Source organism: Flavobacterium sp. LS1P28 (assembly GCF_003970335.1).
Classification (GTDB): Bacteria; Bacteroidota; Bacteroidia; order Flavobacteriales; family Flavobacteriaceae; genus Flavobacterium.
On record NZ_RYDI01000008.1, the window covers coordinates 1 to 18,712 of the forward strand.

The window sequence follows — 18,712 nt, forward strand, 5'->3', positions numbered from 1 at the left end:
GAATGATGAAAACTCAAAAGGTTTTATATCAAGATATTATAATAAGTAAATAAATGAACACCTCAATAAAATTATTAAAAATGAGAGAAGGACAAAATCCTGAAAAAAGTAAGGGAGTAAGAATTTCTTTAAAGAAACATAGAGTTATTATGGTTTTTTATATTCCACATGACTATACTTTAAATGATTACTATGAACAAGCGATAGAAATATTAGACATAAGTTTAAACTCATTAATAAATACAGTTAATTTAGAATGTACAGCTATTACTTTAATAAATAATAATAGTAGTAAGGATTCAGAAGTAATAGTTTCAAAACATATGAAATATATAGATAAATATATTTATTATTCATGTAACAAAGGAAAAGTTAATCCTGTGTTAAACGAGGCTAGGTCCGCATATGAAGAATTTATTACTATTACAGATGCTGATATATTATTTTATCCTGGCTGGGAAATTGCGACATTTAATTTGTTCAAAAACTTTAAAAATGTAGGAGCTGTTTCCCCTTATCCATCTCCTTACACCTCTTTTTATGTTAATAAATCATCATTTGGTTTTAATTACCTTTTTAGGAGAGTTAAATATTGTAGTATGGTTGCTGAAAAGGATATAGATTTTTATTGTAAAGGTGTTGATTTGCCTTTTTTATACAGAAGAGAGGAAAGTGAGTTTAACTGGAAAGAAAAACAATACATATTAAAATCTAATAATGAATTTGCTGTGATAGGTTCGTTCCATGTAGTAGGTACATATAGAACGCAAATTTTTAGAAATGAATATGAAGTTCCAGATTTAGTGTTTAAGAATTCTTACGAAGAAAAATTTATAGACTTTATGTCAGATAAAAGTGGTTTAATTAAATTATCAACCCTAAAGTCGTATATATATCATATTGGTAATAAATTAGATTATGTGGTTAAAGATTATAAAGATGACATGACTTTAAATAAGATAGATTTAAATTTTTTTAATGAAATAAAACCGCAAAAAAGGAAAAGTAAGATTTATATTTTTATTAATAGACTTCTAGGATTTATCATCATTAAATACATTAAATGAAAAAAATCGTATTCCTGACGGGTACCCGAGCTGATTTTGGGAAAATAAAATCGTTGATTGCTGTTCTGGATCGTCATCCGGATTTTGAAATTTTTGTTTTTGTTACCGGGATGCACATGCTGGAACTATACGGCTATACGATATTGGAGATTGAACGCTGTGGCTTCAAAAACATCCATACTTTTATCAATCATACCCATGAAACAACGATGGATTTGACCTTGGCCAAAACCATAGAAGGGCTCTCTGCCTTTATCAAGACCGTACCTCCTGATATGATTATAGTTCATGGAGATCGCGTAGAAACACTTGCCGGTGCTATAGTAGGATCGCTTAATAATATTTTAGTGGCGCATATCGAGGGAGGCGAGTTATCCGGAACGGTAGATGAATTAATTCGGCATAGCGTCAGTAAATTAAGTCATATCCATTTTGTTTCTAATACTGATGCAGCCAAAAGATTGATTCAAATGGGCGAAAAAAAGTCTTCTATATTTACCATTGGATCTCCTGATATTGATGTTATGTTTTCGGATGCGTTACCAAATTTGAGCGTTGCCCAATCTTATTATCAAATTCCTTTTGATACGTATGCCATTGCCATGTTTCATCCTGTTACCACAGAAGCTGCCGAAATGCAGCATCATGCGAATCATTTTGTTGCCGCTTTACTGGAAGATACACATAATTATGTTGTTGTTTTCCCTAATAATGATTTGGGAACTAACACTATTTTGGAAGCCTATAAAAGACTGGAAAACAATACCCGTTTTCGAATATTTCCTTCTTTGCGATTTGAATATTTTCTGACCTTGCTCAAAAACGCACAATACATCATAGGGAATAGTAGTGCTGGAATTCGGGAAGCGCCTTGCTATGGTATTCCTATTATTAATATTGGAACACGACAGCAAAACAGAGCGGTTCACGCGCACATTATTAACGTGGATTATGAACAAAAAAATATAACAGCCGCACTAGCGCTAATAGATATTCAAAAAACCATTCCAACGGCTAGTGATTTTGGGAAAGGGAACAGTGTGCAGTTGTTTCTGGAGTCTATAGAAACGGATGCAATTTGGGCCATCAATCATCAAAAACAATTTAGAGATATATGAATTTTTTAGAATTAGTTAAAGAAAAAACAACTTATGAAACTCGTTTGAAAATTAGATATAAACTAAGAAGTTTAAAAGCACTTTTTTTTATGTCAAATCTTGATAAATTAGCGACGATACATAAGACCGATAAAAATAGATATCATTTTTATACCCAACATTATCAAAAACATTTTAAGCCTTTCAAATATAAAAAAAATTAACTTTTTAGAAATTGGTGTTGGTGGATATGATAATCCATTATCGGGGGGAGAATCATTACGCATGTGGAAAACCTTTTTTCCATTCGCAAAAATTTTCTCATTAGACATATTTGATAAGGCTTTTCTTCAGGAGAAGCGTATAAAAATTTTCAAAGGGAGTCAGGTGGATTTAGATTTTCTTGAGGATGTATGTAATCAAACTGGATTATTTGATTTGATCATAGATGATGGAAGTCATATCAATGAACACGTTATTAAAAGTTTTGAGTTTTTATTTCCAAAGTTGAAAAAAGGAGGTATTTATGTTATAGAAGATACTCAGACCTCTTATTGGGAAGAATATGGAGGAAGTTCAACTGATTTTAATAAAGTAGGTACTATTTATTGTTATTTTAAATCTTTAATTGACAGTTTAAATCATGAAGAATTTATGATTTCAAATTGTGAAACGTCATATTACGATGAGCATGTTATATCCATGCATTTTTATCACAACATGATTTTTATTTATAAGGGAGATAATAATGAACCGTCAAATTATCTGGTTAATAACAAAGTAAAGAATGGATAATTCTAACATTGCAATACTCAGCACGGTCATCAATAAAGAACTTTACAAAAAAAGTTCGCAATTATTTCCTTCAAACATTCAAAAATATGTCATTGACGGAATCAACGGTATGCACGGTCTTGACAGTGTTTTTTATATGATGAAAATGCTAAGAGGTAGAAATATTGAGTGGTTAATTATGGCAGATGAAGATGTTTTGTTTGAAAACACAAAAATGGTTTTTGATATCATAAAAAAAATGGAATCCCAGAATTATTCGGTTTGTGGTATTCGTGATGGAGGCCTTGTCTCGCATCGCATACACAATCCTTATCTAATAAATACTTTTTTTTCAATAATCAATTTCAAGGAAATTGAATTTATTTGGAACAAAAAAGAAGTGTTAAAAAATCAGTATTGTATCGAAAATGAATTTCAAGATGATTTGTCAAATTTAAGAGGATCTTATGATACGTTTAGTATTTATGAACCCTATTATTGTTTTTATATTTGGTTGAGAAGAAATAAAAAACAATTTCTTTTTCTGGATTCTAATCAGCCTTTTCAAGAAGACAAAATTACTAATGCTGTATATTTTGAAGATAAAGTATTGTTGTATCATACATGGTATGCCCGTTCTTACGGTATCAACAAAAAGCATACGGTTAGGATTAACAAAATACTGGAATTACTTAAATTTGAAAATAAAATTACACAAAACCCAATAGTCTTTAAACATAAAACTTTTTTTATAATCAAAAGTGTTGGAAAATTATATAAAAGAATAACGATGAGATTTCAAATAATGGTGAATAAATAACTACAATAGCTGTTGCTAAATATTTTATAAATGAAAAAACTAGGTATAGTAATCACTGATGGCGTTGGATTCCGGAATTTTGTAATGAGTGACTTTTTAACAGAAGCCAGACTCCAATTTGATACTATTATCATTTATTCGGGGTTGCCTATCAGTGCTTATCCTGCGGATTTACAGTCTACAAGTACTATAAAAGAATTGGATGTTTTTGTAGAAGGCAAATGGACCTGGTTTTTCAGGAAATGGAAAGAGCTAGCTCATCTACAACACTACAAGTCTTTTTATGGTATGAAAGACAACCTGAAATCCGGGTATCCCAAAACAATCTCTGCCCGATCTCTTTTAGTCAAAATTATTTATTTTTTTACGCAGAGAGTGCACTCTTCTGCCAGTATTCTGTTTGTAGAAAAATTACAGTTTTTGTCTTTTTCTAAACATAGAATAGCAAAAGAGTATCTTCGATTATTGCAAGAAGACCAACCGACTCATATTTTTTTCACCCATCAAAGACCCTCGTATTTAGCCCCTTTTTTATATGCAGCTATCCAATCTCAAATACCAGTCAGCAGTTTTATTTTCAGTTGGGATAATTTAGCCTCCAAAGGAAGGATGTTAGGGACTTTTGATTATTTTTTGGTTTGGAGTGATTTAATGAAAAAGGAGCTGTTGTATTTTTATCCGAATGTAAAAGAGGAACAGGTAAGAGTGGTGGGAACACCTCAATTTGAGCCTTATGTGATGGACAAATACAAAACAGAAAAACAAGATTTTTATGCTAAATTTAATTTAAAGGAGAGTCAAAAAATAATTTGTTTCAGTTGTGCTGATGCCAGTATCGGAGCGAATGATCCTGTTGTGATTCGGACTATTGCCAATGCCATGCGAGAAAATAAAATAGGAATTCCATGTCAACTTGTTGTACGGACTTCTCCAGCAGAAGAACCAGAGCGTTTTGCTGCGATACAAAAAGAGTTTCCTGAAATTATCTGGAATACGCCCAAATGGATTTTGACTCGGGAGAATCATGCTGAAAGCTGGTCTCAACGCATTCCTAGTGAGGAGGATATCATGGATTTACGTTCTTTGTTGGAATATGTTGATTTGAATATTAACATGTGCTCTACAATGAGTTTAGATTTTATGTTATTTGACAAACCGGTAATTAATACTGTTTTTGGAAATCCTGAAAATGGTTTGTATGATGACCAACGTTTTTTAGGATATGATCATTTCAAAAAAGTAGTCGAGAGCCAATCCGTGACCATCGCCAAAAATCCAACCGAATTAATTGACCAAATCAAGGAGGCTTTAATCAATCCTTTGGCACGAACTAAAGAAAGAAAGGCTATGATTGACTTACAAATAAGCAAAAAATTAAACGGAACCAGTCAGCGTATTGCTACAACTTTATCACAATGGAATGACCGAAAATAAAAAAATAGCAGTGCTTTGTAATTATGAACTATTACCCGAAAGAGTAGGCGGAATGGATTATTTTTTTTGGGCGTTTGACAAGAAATGTGCAGCAAATAATATTCAGGTGGATTGGTTTTTTCCGAATCAATCGGATCATGGCGAATATGTTACTTTAACGATATTTCAGAGTGGATATCAATCCGTAGAAAATCATTTTCTTAGTTTTTGTACCACCAATGCAACAGCGTATACGCATATCATTACCCATTTTGTCGAATTATGTACTCCTTTTTTTTATAAAATAAAGCAGTTCAGCGTCGCTAAAATAATTGCCGTGGATCATAATCCAAGACCTCTTTCCGGCTATCCTTTAAAAAAGAGAATCGAGAAAAGAATCAAAGGAGTTTTATTTTCCAGATATATTGCTGTTTTTGTAGGGGTTTCTGATTATACCGTCAATGAAATTATTCATGATTTTGGTTCTCATTTGAAAAAGAAGACATTGACTATTTATAACGGGGTTGTGCTAGAAAATATTTTACAACGAATGAATCGAAACACATTGCATCCCATCTTTTTGACAGCATCTCACCTACGTGAATCTAAAGGGATTCAGGATTTAATTGCTGCTGTCGCACTGCTTCCTACATCGATACAGAAGGAAATTAAAATTGATCTTTACGGAGATGGGCCTTATAAAAGTATTTTGGTTGAAAAGATGAAATACTATGATGTAACCCATTGTTTTGCTTTTATGGGCAGCATTTCTAACCTGAAAGCGTTATTTTCGGAATATGATTATATGCTGCAACCTACCCACATGGAGTGTTTCAGTTTATCGATATTAGAGAGTTTAGCTGCCAATGTTCCTGTAATCACAACAAATGTTGGTGGTAATGAGGAGGTTATTGTTTCCGGGGGAAATGGGTTTATTTATAAAGCAAAAGATGTTATGGCTCTAAAGAATATTCTTGAAGCCGTTTATTTGGGTCATAAAAGAATTGAAACGAATACCAGAACGCTCATTGAAAACCGTTTTTCACTGGCAAGAATGGTCGAGTACCATTTAGCATTGGTATTAGAGAATAAATCTTAATTTTACACCGTCAAATCCGTTCCCGTACGTATGTTTTTTAATTCCTTATCCTTTGCCGTTTTCCTACCTATTGTATTTGTGTTGTATTGGTTTGTTTGTAATAAAACCAAAAGTGCTCAAAATGCAGTGCTCATTATAGCCAGCTATTATTTTTACTCCTGTTGGGATTGGCGTTTTCTGTTCCTGTTGGTGTTCTCGACGTTTTTAGATTATTATACCGGTATTCGGATAGAAAAGGCCAAGACGGTACGGAGTCGAAAATTTTGGTTTTGGCTGAGTATCAGTGTAAATCTGGGCTTCCTGGGAATTTTTAAATACTATAATTTTTTTGCAGATTCTTTCTCGGAGTTGTTGAATGGGTTTGGGTTACAAACGAGTCCTTTACTACTCAACGTGATCTTGCCGGTGGGTATTTCCTTCTATACGTTTCACGGATTATCATACGTCATTGATATTTATTTAAAAAGAATTAAGGCAGAATATAATTTTGTCGATTACTCGTTGTTTGTCAGTTATTTTCCACTGCTTGTGGCGGGACCCATTGAAAGAGCCACACATTTATTACCACAAGTGAAAGTGAAACGCAGTTTTGACTATCAAAAAGCCAAAGAAGGAATCTTTCAGTTTGCCTGGGGATTGGTCAAAAAAGTGGTAATTGCGGATACCTGCGCTACATACGCCAATGCGATTTTTGATAATTATGAATCCATGAATTCTTTGTCGTTGGTTCTTGGGGCCGTTTATTTTGCTTTCCAGATTTATGGGGATTTTTCGGGTTATTCTGACATGGCTTTGGGAATGTCAAAATTGTTTGGAATCGATTTGCTGCGCAATTTTAACTACCCCTATTTTTCTCGTGATATCGCCGAGTTCTGGCGGCGCTGGCACATTTCTCTTTCGTCGTGGTTTCGGGATTACGTATATATTCCATTGGGAGGCAGCAGTGGAGGTATGGGAATGAAAATCCGCAATACCTTTATTATTTTTTTAATCAGTGGTTTTTGGCATGGTGCCAATTGGACTTTTATTGCCTGGGGTTTTATTAATGCCCTGTATTTTTTGCCATTGTTGCTCTTGAAGCGGAATCGATCTAATATTGAAACAGTGTCCTTGCATCGGGATTTTGCCTCCGTCACAGTTTTCTTTAGCATTATCAGTACATTCGCATTAACTTGCCTGGCATGGATTTTCTTCCGGGTAAAATCGATAGGAGATGCTTTTGAATATATTGGGCGTATTTTTACCAATGGAAATTTTGCATCACAGTATTTGGATAACGAGCGATACAATTATGAAATCATCATTTTAATACTTGCTTTTATTGTTGTGGAATGGAATAGCCGAACGCAAGTGGAACCTATTTCTGGGCGCTACAGTTATTTAAAGTTGGGATTATGCCTTGCAGCAATTGTGGCATTAGGAACGTATTCTGATTATAAAGAATTTATTTATTTTCAGTTTTAGGGTGGTATTTTCGTTTTACCCCAACCCTAAAGGAAGCCGAAAATTTAGGACGTTCTTGATTAGTAGGTCGTAGTCTTTCTTTTTCCCACCCTTTAGGGATGGGGAAGGAAAAAGGAATAGGAGAGGTTGATTTCCGTTTTACCCTGACCCTAAAGGGAACCGAAAATTTAGGACGTTCTTGATTAGTAGGTCGTAGTCTTTCTTTTTCCCACCCTTTAGGGATGGGGAAGGAAAAAAGGAATAGGAGAGGTTGATTTTCGTTTTACCCCAACCCTAAAGGAATCTTGAGTTTTTGAAATAAAAATATAGTTTGAGTTATGGATAAAAATTCGCTTCAGTCTGAGAATATGTGGAAAGGTGCATCTCCGAAAATTTTTTCAAATGCAAAGAAATTAAGAGATAATGCAACAGAAGCGGAAGAAAAACTTTGGTTAGCAGTTAAAAACTATCAAATAGAGGGATTTAAATTTAGGAGGCAGCATCCTCTTAGTTTTTACGTTGCCGATTTTTATTGTCATGCCTTAAAGTTAGTAATTGAGATTGATGGAGGATATCATCTGACTGAAGAACAACAGCTATTAGATGAAGAAAGAACAAAGCATATTGAATTTCAAGGATTAAAAGTAATCCGATTTACAAATGAGGAAGTACTAGCGCAGTTGCCGGAAGTTATAGATAAAATAAAAGCGTTTATTGCTGCGGGATAAATTTCCGTTTTACCCTGACCCTAAAGGGAGCCGAAAATTTAGGACGTTCTTGATTAGTAGGTCGTAGTCTTTCTTTTTCCCACCCTTTAGGGATGGGGACGGAAAAAGAAATTATTTAGAATAAAACTATAAATACAATACAGAACAAAACAACAATGAAGCAGTTTTTAATTTTTACAGTCAAAACCCTCGTGCTACTATTTTTACTGTTAGTAGTATTGGATTTTCTATACACAACAGTTTATGTACAGTCGTCGAATAGAGGGAAAATTGATTATGTTTACAATTCAGCAGCGCGCGAGTATGATGTGGTAATTTTAGGATCTTCCAGAGCCAACAATCATTTTGTGGCTCCAATGTTTGAAGAAAAAGGATTGAAAACATTTAATTTCGGGATGAGCGGAGGACATTTGTTTGAAGCCTCCCTACTGTTGAAATTAATGGTGGAACGAAAGTATACTATAAAGAATGTGATACTCGAGGCTGATTTGAATTTATCAAATGAAAAGCGAGATGAGGGTGTTTCTTCTCGTTTTCTTCCCTTTATCCATGATTCTAAAACAATCAGAAATCATTTTTTAAAAGAGGCCGATTTTAAAGAATTGTATTACATTCCTTTTTACAGGTATGTTGCATTTGATTCCAAGATTGGGTTTAGAGAACTCTATAAAACGGTATCGAAAGAGCCTACTACAAATTTGGCTCATTTAGGATATTATCCGTTAGTCAAAAAAAAGGGTAACATGAAAAACAATCTGACTAATTTAAAACCGTTACGGAACAAATATTATGAAGAAATTAAACAGCTTTGCAAGGACAACAACATCAATTTGATAGCTGTCATGACCCCGATGTGCACCAATACTAAAGGATTAAATTATTTTGAAAAAGTGCAACAACGCTATCCTGAAATTTACAATTATGAAAATACGGTAGAAGGAGATCAGTATTTTTCGTCCTGCGGGCATCTGAATGATACTGGAGCACGACGGTTTACCAGTGTAATTATAAAAGATTTTTTTAATAGATAAGATGGGAAACGAATATTCAGCAGTGGCTCCCTTTATTTTGGAGAAGGTTGAGGTGAGGAAAATAGCTTTTTTAAGCCCGGAATATCCACACCCAAAAACAGGAAGCTCCGGCGGGATAGGTACCAGTATCAAAAATCTGGCAATGGGACTTTTGGCAGAAGGCTGTTCGGTACGCGTTTTAGTGTATGCCCAAAAAGAAGAAGCTGTTTTTTATGACAATGGTATTTGTATTCAGCAGATCAGGAATGTCAAATTTAAGGGATTGTCGTGGTATTTGACCCGGAAAAAACTGCAGAATATTATTGATACTTTATACGAGGATAAAAAAATTGATGTGGTAGAAGCTCCGGATTGGACGGGAATCACCTCTTTTATCTCTCCTAAAAAATGTAAGGTTGTGATTCGGTTGCATGGCTCGGATACTTATTTTTGTCACTTGGATCGGCGGCCTGTAAAGTGGATTAATAAATTTCATGAAAAAAGAGCATTGAAAAAGGCAGATGGCTTGCTTTCAGTAAGTCAGTTTACGGCCGATACTACGAATGCGGTCTTTGGTTTAAACAAGCAATTTACGATTATTCCGAATGGTATTGATCTTGATGCGTTTAGTCCGGATGATAAAAACAAAGAAAACAAGAACACGATTCTATATTTTGGGAGTTTAATTCGTAAAAAAGGATTGTTAGAGTTGCCGTTTATTTTTAATGCAGTGGTCGCTAAAAATCCAAATGCTAAATTGATTTTGTTAGGGAAAGATGTTCCCGATATCATATCAGGGAATTCTTCCACTTGGCAGATGATGCAAGGAATATTTTCTCCAGCTGCGCTGCTCAATGTGACTTATTTAGGGGCTGTACCATATCAGGACATCAAAAAGCATATTAGTACGGCAACAATTTGCGTGTTTCCTACTTTTGCCGAGGCTTTGCCCGTGTCTTGGATTGAGGCCATGGCGCTGCAAAAACCTATTGTAGCCTCAAATATTGGCTGGGCACAAGAAGTGATTGATGCCGGTATCAATGGGTTTTTAGTACATCCTAAAAATCATTTGGAATACGCAACAAAAATTATTCAACTGTTAGATGATGCTGTTTTGCAAAAAGCGTTTGGTTTAGCGGCAGAAAAGAAAGTGAAAGAAAAATTTAGTAAGGAGAAAGTGGCGCAACAGAGTGTAGTGTTTTATAAAAAAGTTTGTGTTAGGTTAGAATCAGACAGCTAAGTTAAAAAAGCATGACTTCGACTACAATTCGTCTACGCTCAATATGTACTTCCGACCTGATAGAAAGGATTATTAAAACGTAGGATGCTAACAGAGATTAACGGGTCGAAGTGTGGTTCAATTTTTTTATTTAAGATTAATTGAAATTTTTATTAATTACACCCAACGGGTAGATTTAAGTTTAAACGATAAATGGGAAGAATACAATTAAAAGAATATACAACGACGTCAGGTGAAGTACTATTGTATGCCGGTACTCCTGATTTTTCACAATTGGAGCTATTGTCTACTGGAGCAGGCGATATTTGGCATAGTTCTTTTGAGCAGGGCTATAAAAATGCTTTCCCTGAATTGGTCTATCAGACTGCTGTATTCTTTTGGTATTTGAATGATTTTGATGGATTAGATCAATGTGTCAGTTGGAGGATTAATCCCAATGCTTTTGCAGTTCGTAAATCAGTTTGGGACCTCACAAAAGGTTTTGATACCGATTTTGAAAATATTCAAATGCAGGCTTTAGATTTTGGATTTCGATGCAACCGTTTTTTGGGAGGAGTTCCATTATATGTAAAAAATTTATTTACAAATGCGGCTATAGAAAAGGTGATAGTTTCAAGAAGAGATCGTCATCTTTTTTTTAGGAAAAATTATAAAATAAGCCATGCCATTTTTATGATTTACAGATTAGGTTTCTTGAAAATTTCAGAATGGATTACTTTGTTCAGAGTCAAGAATACCTATAAAAAAAGGGACATAACGGCTAGAATTCCTTCTCGGGTGCTTCTTGCTATTCAAGGTAATCCTACAGTAAGTTATATTATACCTACGATGTTCCGTCAAGAATACACTTTACAACTGTTAGATGATTTGTCTAATCAAAACTATAAACCGACCCAGGTTATTGTTGTAGATGCCACTCCCTTGAGCGACAGAGATGAAACGGCCTACGAACAAAAGCAGTATCCCTTTGAATTAAAAGTGATTTGGCAACAGACAAAGGGTAGTTGTAGGGCCAGAAATGAGGGGATTGCTCTATGCACGGGGGATTATATTGTTTTTGGTGATGATGATATTCGGATCCCTGCGGATTTCATCGAAAACCACATTCGGTTCTTACAAACCTATTCGGTTGGAGCCTGCAACGGACTGGATATCCGTGCGGATCACCACCAACAGAATTTAGAGGATTTGGCTCTTAAGTTGGAACAATTGAGTCGACCCCCATTTATTGCGGGCTGTACTCAAATGTTTAGCAATGCGAATTCTTGTGTCAAACGGGAGTTTGTAAATCAGTTGGTCGGTAATGATGTCAATTTTGATGGCGGTTATGGCGAAGACAGTGATTTTGGAATGTCGTTAAGTAAAATCGGAGTAACTGTTTTAGCTAATCCATTTGCTGCTAATTTACATTTAAAACCACCCAGCGGAGGCTATCGTTTTTGGGGAACTCAAGCTAAGATTGTTGGAAAAAAAAGGAAAGCACAACCCTGGGAACTGGATGCTCCTGTGAAAAACATAAAACCGGTTCCTAGTCCAACAATTATGTATGGGATAATGAAGCATTACAGTCCTAAACAATTGAGAGAGTATAAGTATAAACATTTTACCTATTATCTATTTACGGGTTCTAAAGTTGCTTTTTTGTATCGTTTATTTCGACTTCCTTACAAGAATATTCAATTTAAGAAGTCGGTTTTTTATGCACAAAAATTGCAGAATTTAGGAATTAGACACCAATAACAATGAAATTTTCATTACTAATTTGTACCTACATGCGTGCCGAAGCTTTATTACAGCTATTAGAGTCTGTGAAAGAGCAAACAAAGTATCCTGATGAAATTATGATCATCGATGGGTCAACTAATCAAGATACATCGGTAATGATAAAGAATAATCGATTTGATCATTTAAAATATTTCGCCGTTCCACCACAACATCGTGGTCTGACTAAGCAACGCAACTACGGAATTGAAAGAGTAGCAGTTGATATAGAAATAATCTGTTTTTTAGACGATGACATTGTTTTGACGGCTACTTATTTTGAAGAACTGTTACAAACGTATAAGGTTTATCCGCAGGCTTTAGGTGTTGGCGGGTACATTATTGATGAAACTAAAACGGAATTTGTTGGTGAAAAGTATCACTCCAAAAGTGATGAATTTTATTTTGATGGATGGAAAAGAAAAGATGGCAGCCGATTCGTGTTAAGAAAAAAATTAGGATTAGACAGTGATTGTCCACCGGGTTATTCTTCCTTATATTCACACGGTCGTAGTGTGGGATTTTTGCCTCCGAGTGGTAAAACGTATGAAGTTGAAATGTTGATGGGAGGTGTTTCCTCTTTCAGAAAAAAGGTGTTTGATACGTTGCATTTTTCTACTTATTTTGAAGGTTATGGATTGTATGAGGATGCCGACTTTTCTTTACGAGTGTCTAAAATAGGGGCATTGTACTTGAGCACTGCTGCAAGATTGTATCATTATCACGATACCGCAGGAAGACCCAATCAATATCAATATGGTAAAATGGTCGTGCGAAATGGTTGGTATGTCTGGAGAACGAAAAATCCTAAGCCAACATTAGAACATCAATTAAAATGGCACACAATTACATTACTTTTGACTGGTATTCGGTTTAGCAATACCTTTACCAGCAGTAGTAAAAAAGAAGCTTTTACAGAGGCAGTAGGCAGAACCGTCGGTTGGTGGAGTTTGTGGATAAGAAAACCAAAATAAGATATAAACAGTATTTTAAATATGAAGTTCGTAATCATTACCCACGTGCCGCATTCGAAAGTGAATAATTTATATTATGCGTACGCTCCCTACGTAAGAGAAATGAATGTTTGGGGCAACCATGTAACACAAGTAGTGATTGTGGCTCCTTTTTTTTTAGGTAAGGCGACAGCCATTGACAGTTCTTACCAGCATCAAAACATACACTTTATTCCTGTTCCAAGTTTTGATTTATTATCGATACAAGCTATTTTATTTACTTTATTTAAACTTCCCGGATTGCTTTGGGTTTTATTTAAAGCCATGAAATCTGCTGATCACATTCATTTACGGTGTCCCGGAAATATTGGATTATTGGGTTGTTTTGTTCAAATTTTATTTCCGAATACTCCAAAAACAGCTAAATATGCCGGAAATTGGGATCCTGAATCCAAGCACCCTTGGACCTACGAACTGCAACGATGGATTTTAAGCAACACTTTTTTGACCCGAAACATGCAGGTTTTAGTGTATGGCGAGTGGAAGGGCAGTTCTGGAAATATTAAACCTTTTTTTACGGCTACCTATTCTGAAAAAGATAAATTGGCAGTGGTTCCAAAAGTGTTACAGGGTGTGGTCGATTTTGTTTTTGCAGGTACATTAGTCCATGGGAAGCATCCGCTGTATGCTGTTCAATTGATCGAAAATTTGCATCAAAAAGGGTATTTAGTGCGTTTGCGGCTGTATGGAGAAGGAGTACAACGTAAAGTCTTAGAGGAGTATGTTGTAGCGCATCAGCTCGAGTCCATTGTTTTTTTGAAAGGAAATCAATCCAAAGAAACCCTGCAAAAAGCCTATCAGGACAGTCATTTTATAGTGTTGCCTTCAGAGAGTGAAGGGTGGCCAAAAGTGATTGCCGAGGGTCTGTTTTGGGGTTGTGTTCCTCTGGCAACAGCTGTTTCATGTGTGCCTTTTATGCTGGATTATGGGGACAGAGGGATTTTGCTGGAAATGGATCTTGAAAAAGATATTTTGCAAATCGAATCGGTTTTGAGTAATCAAAGCCTTTTTGATTACAAACAAACCAGAGGAGCAGAATGGTCCAGGGGCTATACGATGGATTTTTTCGAAGCGGAAATCAAAAAATTACTGGCACGTTGATGCTGAGTTTAACTCGTCTCTTTGAGTGGGTTTGCTACTATTGGGCGTAGATTAATATGTAACATAAGTGATAACAACAACATGAGAATCATTCAAATTATAGATTCACTCGAGGCAGGTGGAGCGGAGCGTATGGCGATCAGTTATGCCAATGCGCTAGCGAAAAAAATTGAATTTGCAGGTTTGATCGTCACCCGAAATGAAGGGTCACTGCTCCATCAAATTGATGCGGATGTTTCTTATTTGTATTTAAATAAAAAACACACTTTCGACTTAAGGTCAGTTTTAAAGTTGAAATCATTTGTAAAACAGAATAAAATTACAATCGCACATGCACACGGGACATCATTTTTTACTGCGGTATTACTTAAATTGACGTATCCTAAGATTAAGTTAATTTGGCACGATCATTATGGAGCAAGGGCAAATGAATCAATATGGAATAATTTGATATTATCTTTTTGTTCCTGTTTTTTCTCTTGCACATTTGTAGTAAATCATCAATTAGAAGTTTGGGCTAATAAAAATCTATTAACTAAAAAAAATTATTTTTTACCAAATTTCGCTACGTTTGATGACAACGTTTTAAAAGAAACTATTCTGAAAAGTGAAGAAGGGAAGCGAATAGTATGTATCGCAAATCTAAAACAACCTAAAAATCACATAACAATATTGCGTGCTTTTGCGGAAATGAATTTAATGGAATTGGGTTGGAGTTTGCATTTAATCGGAAAAGATTACAAGGACGACTATTCAGCTATTTTAAAGGAATTTATAAGTAAAAATAATTTAGAAAATTATGTTTTTATTTATGGTTCTAAGACTGACATCAAATACATACTATCTCAAGCAACAATTGGTGTTTTAGCCTCTACAGCAGAGGGGTTTCCTGTAACATTATTAGAATATGGTTTGGCAAAATTATCAGTAATATCAACAAATACCGGGCATTGTCCAATGATTATCCAAGATAATTTTAGCGGTTTGTTGTTTACTCCACTAGATAGTTTTCAGCTTCAAGTTCAATTAGACAAAATGATTTCTAAGGAATCTTTAAGAATTAGTTTTGCACTACATTTGCATCAATTAGTTGTAGATAATTATTCAAAAGAAAAAGTGATCGATATTTTAATTAAGAACTATGAAAAACTATCCGATTCTAAATAGTTACAAATGAAAAACGAAGATCGATCCTATCTCTATTTAATTCTTTTCCATGTGGTGGTGGGTGCATTGGGGTATTTGTTGCCTTTTACAGCAAAAATATACGGCTATTCTATTTTTATTTTTGGAATTTATTATATCGTAAAAAAACAAAACAGAAATAACGAAGCACTGATTGCTGCGGCTTATGTGGTAGGGAGCGAAGTCTTTTTGCGAATGACCGGTGGAAATCCACTCTATGAAATTTCCAAATACGGGGTTGTACTCTTTGTTCTTATCGGGATGTATTACAGCGGTTTTTCTAAAGGAGCCATTCCGTATTGGATCTTTCTATTGTTACTAATCCCCGGTGTTATTATTTCGACTTTTGTATTGAATTTTGACACGAATATTCGCAAAGCGATTGCCTTTAATCTTTCTGGTCCCGTTTGTTTGGGACTGGCTTCTTTGTACACCTTTCGGCGAAAGATTGGATTGGATCAGATGAATACAATCTTGCTGAGCATGGGTCTTCCTATTATTAGTTGTGTGGCATATCTGATTTTTTATACACCAGATTTACAGGAAGTCATAACGGGAACCGAATCTAATTTTCAAACTTCTGGAGGGTATGGCCCCAATCAGGTGGCTACGGTTTTAGGACTGGGGATGTTTATTTTTTTTTCCAGAGTAATATTGGATTCTAAAACAAAATTCCAAATTATAATCAACCTGATCCTTGCGTTAAATATCACTTATCGAGGAATCATTACTTTCTCCCGAGGAGGAATGATTACCGGATTCTTGATGATTGTTTTGTTGCTGGCGTTCTTGTATTTTAAATCTAATTTTGGCGGAAGGGCAAAATTGAATTATATTATCGTATTCTTAGTGTTTGCAATGTTTGTCACTTGGACCTTCACCTCCTTTCAGACAGGCGGCCTTATTGACAAGCGCTATGCCAATCAAGATGCCGCAGGAAGGGCTAAAGAGAGCCAGTTTACCGGCAGGGAGGATGTGGCACTAAATGAGATCAATACGTTTTTGAAGAACCCTATTTTTGGAGTAGGGGTTGGGAAAGGGGTGGAAGTCCGGGAGGATGAAACGGGGATCAAAGTGTTGTCCCACGACGAAATTACCCGGATGCTGGCCGAGCATGGGTCTTTAGGGATAATAGCATTGCTGATTTTGTTTTTTACACCCTTGGTTTTGTACTTGGAAAACAAGTTCAATATGTTTTTATTGTGTTTTGTTGCCTTCTGGTTTTTAACCATTAATCATGCCGCCATGCGTACCGCCGCACCGGCCTTTGTATACTCGTTGTCCTTACTCAATGTGCAGTTGGGATCGCCCAGAAGAACGAGTGTTGTAAAAGAAGAGTAGAGAAGAACCATAAAGAAAGTGGTGCGTATTCGTTTCAATATTTTTCATGGTTTTTTTAGGGAATTCGCAGCTCTTAAAAAAATCACTTTGTTAAAAGTGGATGTTCTTAAAAAAAAGAGGTGCTACTATAAGTTTAATTTGGAACAAAAAAATTAAATTTGCACCCGTACCATAAATACCTATCATGTTTTCAGTTGACAAAATGCATTTTGAAATATCAGAACGAAAGATGATTCTTCGACTTTTTGATGTTTTCTTTGTTTTGACGGCTTTATATGCAACTGGAAAGGTATTTGCTTTTGATTATTTTGAAGTTTCAGCTACTAATTATTACTGGACAATCGTTTTGGCAGTTTACCTAAATGTATTTGGAGCTATTTTTGAAATGTATAATCTTCAGGTGGCTAGCAACGAGTTTCAGGTGTTAAAAAGTACTCTTATTACCGTTTCAACAACTGTTTTAGTCTATTTACTGACGCCGTTTTTTTCTCCGGAACTGCCCTCAAACCGCCTTCAAATTCTATTGTTTTTTCTGGTCGTATTCTTATCGTTGTTTTTCTGGAGGATGTTGTATGTAACCTTTTTGGCCTCTAATCGATTTTTTCAGAAAGCAATCTTGATTTGTGATCAGGAGCAGGTACAGGAGTTGATTTTAGGACTTGAAAATATTGATCCGCATTATAAAATAATTGGGTTTGTTAATCTAGATTCCAGTGAACAACAAATGGAAGAGTACCATTATGTGCAGCACATCAAAAGAGAGGATTTGTTCTCTTTTGTGAATGAAAACGGAGTTTCTGAAATTGTGATTGCTTCCCAAAAAACGGGAGGTATTACAGCAGATTTGTACCAACAATTGCTTCATTTATTAGAGGCTGGGAATATTATACGGGAATATACACAGGTATATGAAAGTAAAACCCAGCGCATACCAGTGCAGTACATGTCACGGGATTTTTATCGTTTTTTTCCTTTTAGCCGAAGCAATCAGAATAAATTGTATTTGATTGTTATGCGAATATTTGAAATAACCGTTTCCTTGTCTGGACTTGTTGTAGGCGTGTTCTTGTGTCCGCTTATTTTGCTTGGAAATGCAATAGGAAATAAAGGGTCGTTGTTTTATTCACAAGAACGGATAGGCAAAGATGGGGCGGTATTTAAAATTTTAAAGTTTAGGACAATGGTTAAAAATGCCGAATCGAACGGTGCCGTTTTTACCGCTACGAATGATTCCCGAGTAACGCTGTTTGGGAAATTTCTGCGTAAAACCAGAATCGATGAGTTTCCTCAATTTATCAATATACTAAAAGGAGATATGGCCGTTATAGGTCCGCGTCCCGAGCGTCCTGTTTTTGTAAAAGAAATTGCAGAAATAATGCCTTTTTATGAAACCAGACATATCATCAAGCCAGGGCTTACTGGCTGGGCACAGGTCAATTATACGTATGGGGAAACCATTGATGATAGTCTGATCAAGCTGCAGTATGACTTGTATTATATCAAGCACTGCAGCATCTACCTGGATTTGAACATTGCTTTCAAGACCATCACCACGGTGTTGTTTTATCGAGGACAGTAGCTAGTATCAGACACGTTTTTTAATGTGTCGTTTTGCGGTGC

At 35.4% G+C, this 18,712-nt stretch carries 16 protein-coding genes; all 16 read left to right on the top strand.

Annotated features, from left to right (window positions below; translation table 11 throughout):
* The first annotated feature begins 80 nt into the window (after positions 1-80).
* The 16 genes from EKL97_RS07915 (at position 81) to EKL97_RS07990 (ending at position 18,671) form a co-directional block, all read left to right on the top strand.
* Positions 81-1,067 (top strand): glycosyltransferase family A protein, encoded by a 987-nt coding sequence (locus EKL97_RS07915; RefSeq protein ID WP_126561644.1) that lies wholly within the window; start codon positions 81-83, stop codon positions 1,065-1,067.
* Positions 1,064-2,185, top strand: a complete 1,122-nt coding sequence (neuC, locus tag EKL97_RS07920) for a UDP-N-acetylglucosamine 2-epimerase (RefSeq protein ID WP_126568609.1) — start codon at positions 1,064-1,066, stop codon at positions 2,183-2,185. The genes EKL97_RS07915 and neuC overlap by 4 nt, the downstream gene beginning before the upstream one ends.
* A gap of 264 nt (positions 2,186-2,449) precedes the next feature.
* Positions 2,450-2,959: a class I SAM-dependent methyltransferase gene (locus EKL97_RS07925; protein ID WP_199742824.1), complete on the top strand. Its 510-nt coding sequence runs from the start codon at positions 2,450-2,452 to the stop codon at positions 2,957-2,959.
* Complete coding sequence (locus tag EKL97_RS07930) at positions 2,952-3,758, top strand: hypothetical protein (RefSeq protein ID WP_126568610.1); 807 nt, start codon at positions 2,952-2,954, stop codon at positions 3,756-3,758. The genes EKL97_RS07925 and EKL97_RS07930 overlap by 8 nt, the downstream gene beginning before the upstream one ends.
* A 30-nt stretch (positions 3,759-3,788) precedes the next feature.
* On the top strand, positions 3,789-5,192 hold the full coding sequence (locus EKL97_RS07935; RefSeq protein WP_126568611.1) for a hypothetical protein: 1,404 nt from the start codon (positions 3,789-3,791) through the stop codon (positions 5,190-5,192).
* The gene (locus tag EKL97_RS07940) at positions 5,179-6,270 is read left to right on the top strand and encodes a glycosyltransferase family 4 protein (protein WP_233588565.1); all 1,092 of its coding nucleotides are present in this window, start codon (positions 5,179-5,181) and stop codon (positions 6,268-6,270) included. The genes EKL97_RS07935 and EKL97_RS07940 overlap by 14 nt, the downstream gene beginning before the upstream one ends.
* Positions 6,271-6,300: 30 nt before the next feature.
* A complete protein-coding gene (locus EKL97_RS07945) occupies positions 6,301-7,734 on the top strand; it encodes an MBOAT family O-acyltransferase (protein WP_126568612.1) in 1,434 nt (477 codons plus the stop codon).
* A 317-nt stretch (positions 7,735-8,051) separates the two neighbouring features.
* Complete coding sequence (locus tag EKL97_RS07950; protein WP_233588566.1) at positions 8,052-8,441, top strand: endonuclease domain-containing protein; 390 nt, start codon at positions 8,052-8,054, stop codon at positions 8,439-8,441.
* Between the two features lie 191 nt (positions 8,442-8,632).
* Positions 8,633-9,472, top strand: a complete 840-nt coding sequence (locus EKL97_RS07955; RefSeq protein ID WP_317125235.1) for a hypothetical protein — start codon at positions 8,633-8,635, stop codon at positions 9,470-9,472.
* Position 9,473: 1 nt separating this feature from the next.
* On the top strand, positions 9,474-10,691 hold the full coding sequence (locus EKL97_RS07960; protein ID WP_126568613.1) for a glycosyltransferase family 4 protein: 1,218 nt from the start codon (positions 9,474-9,476) through the stop codon (positions 10,689-10,691).
* 192 nt (positions 10,692-10,883) lie between these two features.
* Positions 10,884-12,431, top strand: coding sequence for a glycosyltransferase family 2 protein (locus EKL97_RS07965; RefSeq protein ID WP_199742825.1), 1,548 nt, complete (start codon positions 10,884-10,886; stop codon positions 12,429-12,431).
* Positions 12,432-12,433: 2 nt separating this feature from the next.
* Positions 12,434-13,426 (top strand): glycosyltransferase family 2 protein, encoded by a 993-nt coding sequence (locus tag EKL97_RS07970; protein ID WP_126568614.1) that lies wholly within the window; start codon positions 12,434-12,436, stop codon positions 13,424-13,426.
* Between the two features lie 21 nt (positions 13,427-13,447).
* Positions 13,448-14,566: a glycosyltransferase gene (locus EKL97_RS07975; RefSeq protein WP_126563324.1), complete on the top strand. Its 1,119-nt coding sequence runs from the start codon at positions 13,448-13,450 to the stop codon at positions 14,564-14,566.
* 81 nt (positions 14,567-14,647) lie between these two features.
* Complete coding sequence (locus tag EKL97_RS07980) at positions 14,648-15,733, top strand: glycosyltransferase (RefSeq protein WP_126554477.1); 1,086 nt, start codon at positions 14,648-14,650, stop codon at positions 15,731-15,733.
* A 6-nt stretch (positions 15,734-15,739) separates the two neighbouring features.
* The gene (locus EKL97_RS07985) at positions 15,740-17,092 is read left to right on the top strand and encodes an O-antigen ligase family protein (RefSeq protein ID WP_126463112.1); all 1,353 of its coding nucleotides are present in this window, start codon (positions 15,740-15,742) and stop codon (positions 17,090-17,092) included.
* Between the two features lie 184 nt (positions 17,093-17,276).
* Positions 17,277-18,671 (top strand): exopolysaccharide biosynthesis polyprenyl glycosylphosphotransferase, encoded by a 1,395-nt coding sequence (locus EKL97_RS07990; protein ID WP_126568615.1) that lies wholly within the window; start codon positions 17,277-17,279, stop codon positions 18,669-18,671.
* The last annotated feature ends 41 nt before the right edge of the window (positions 18,672-18,712 follow it).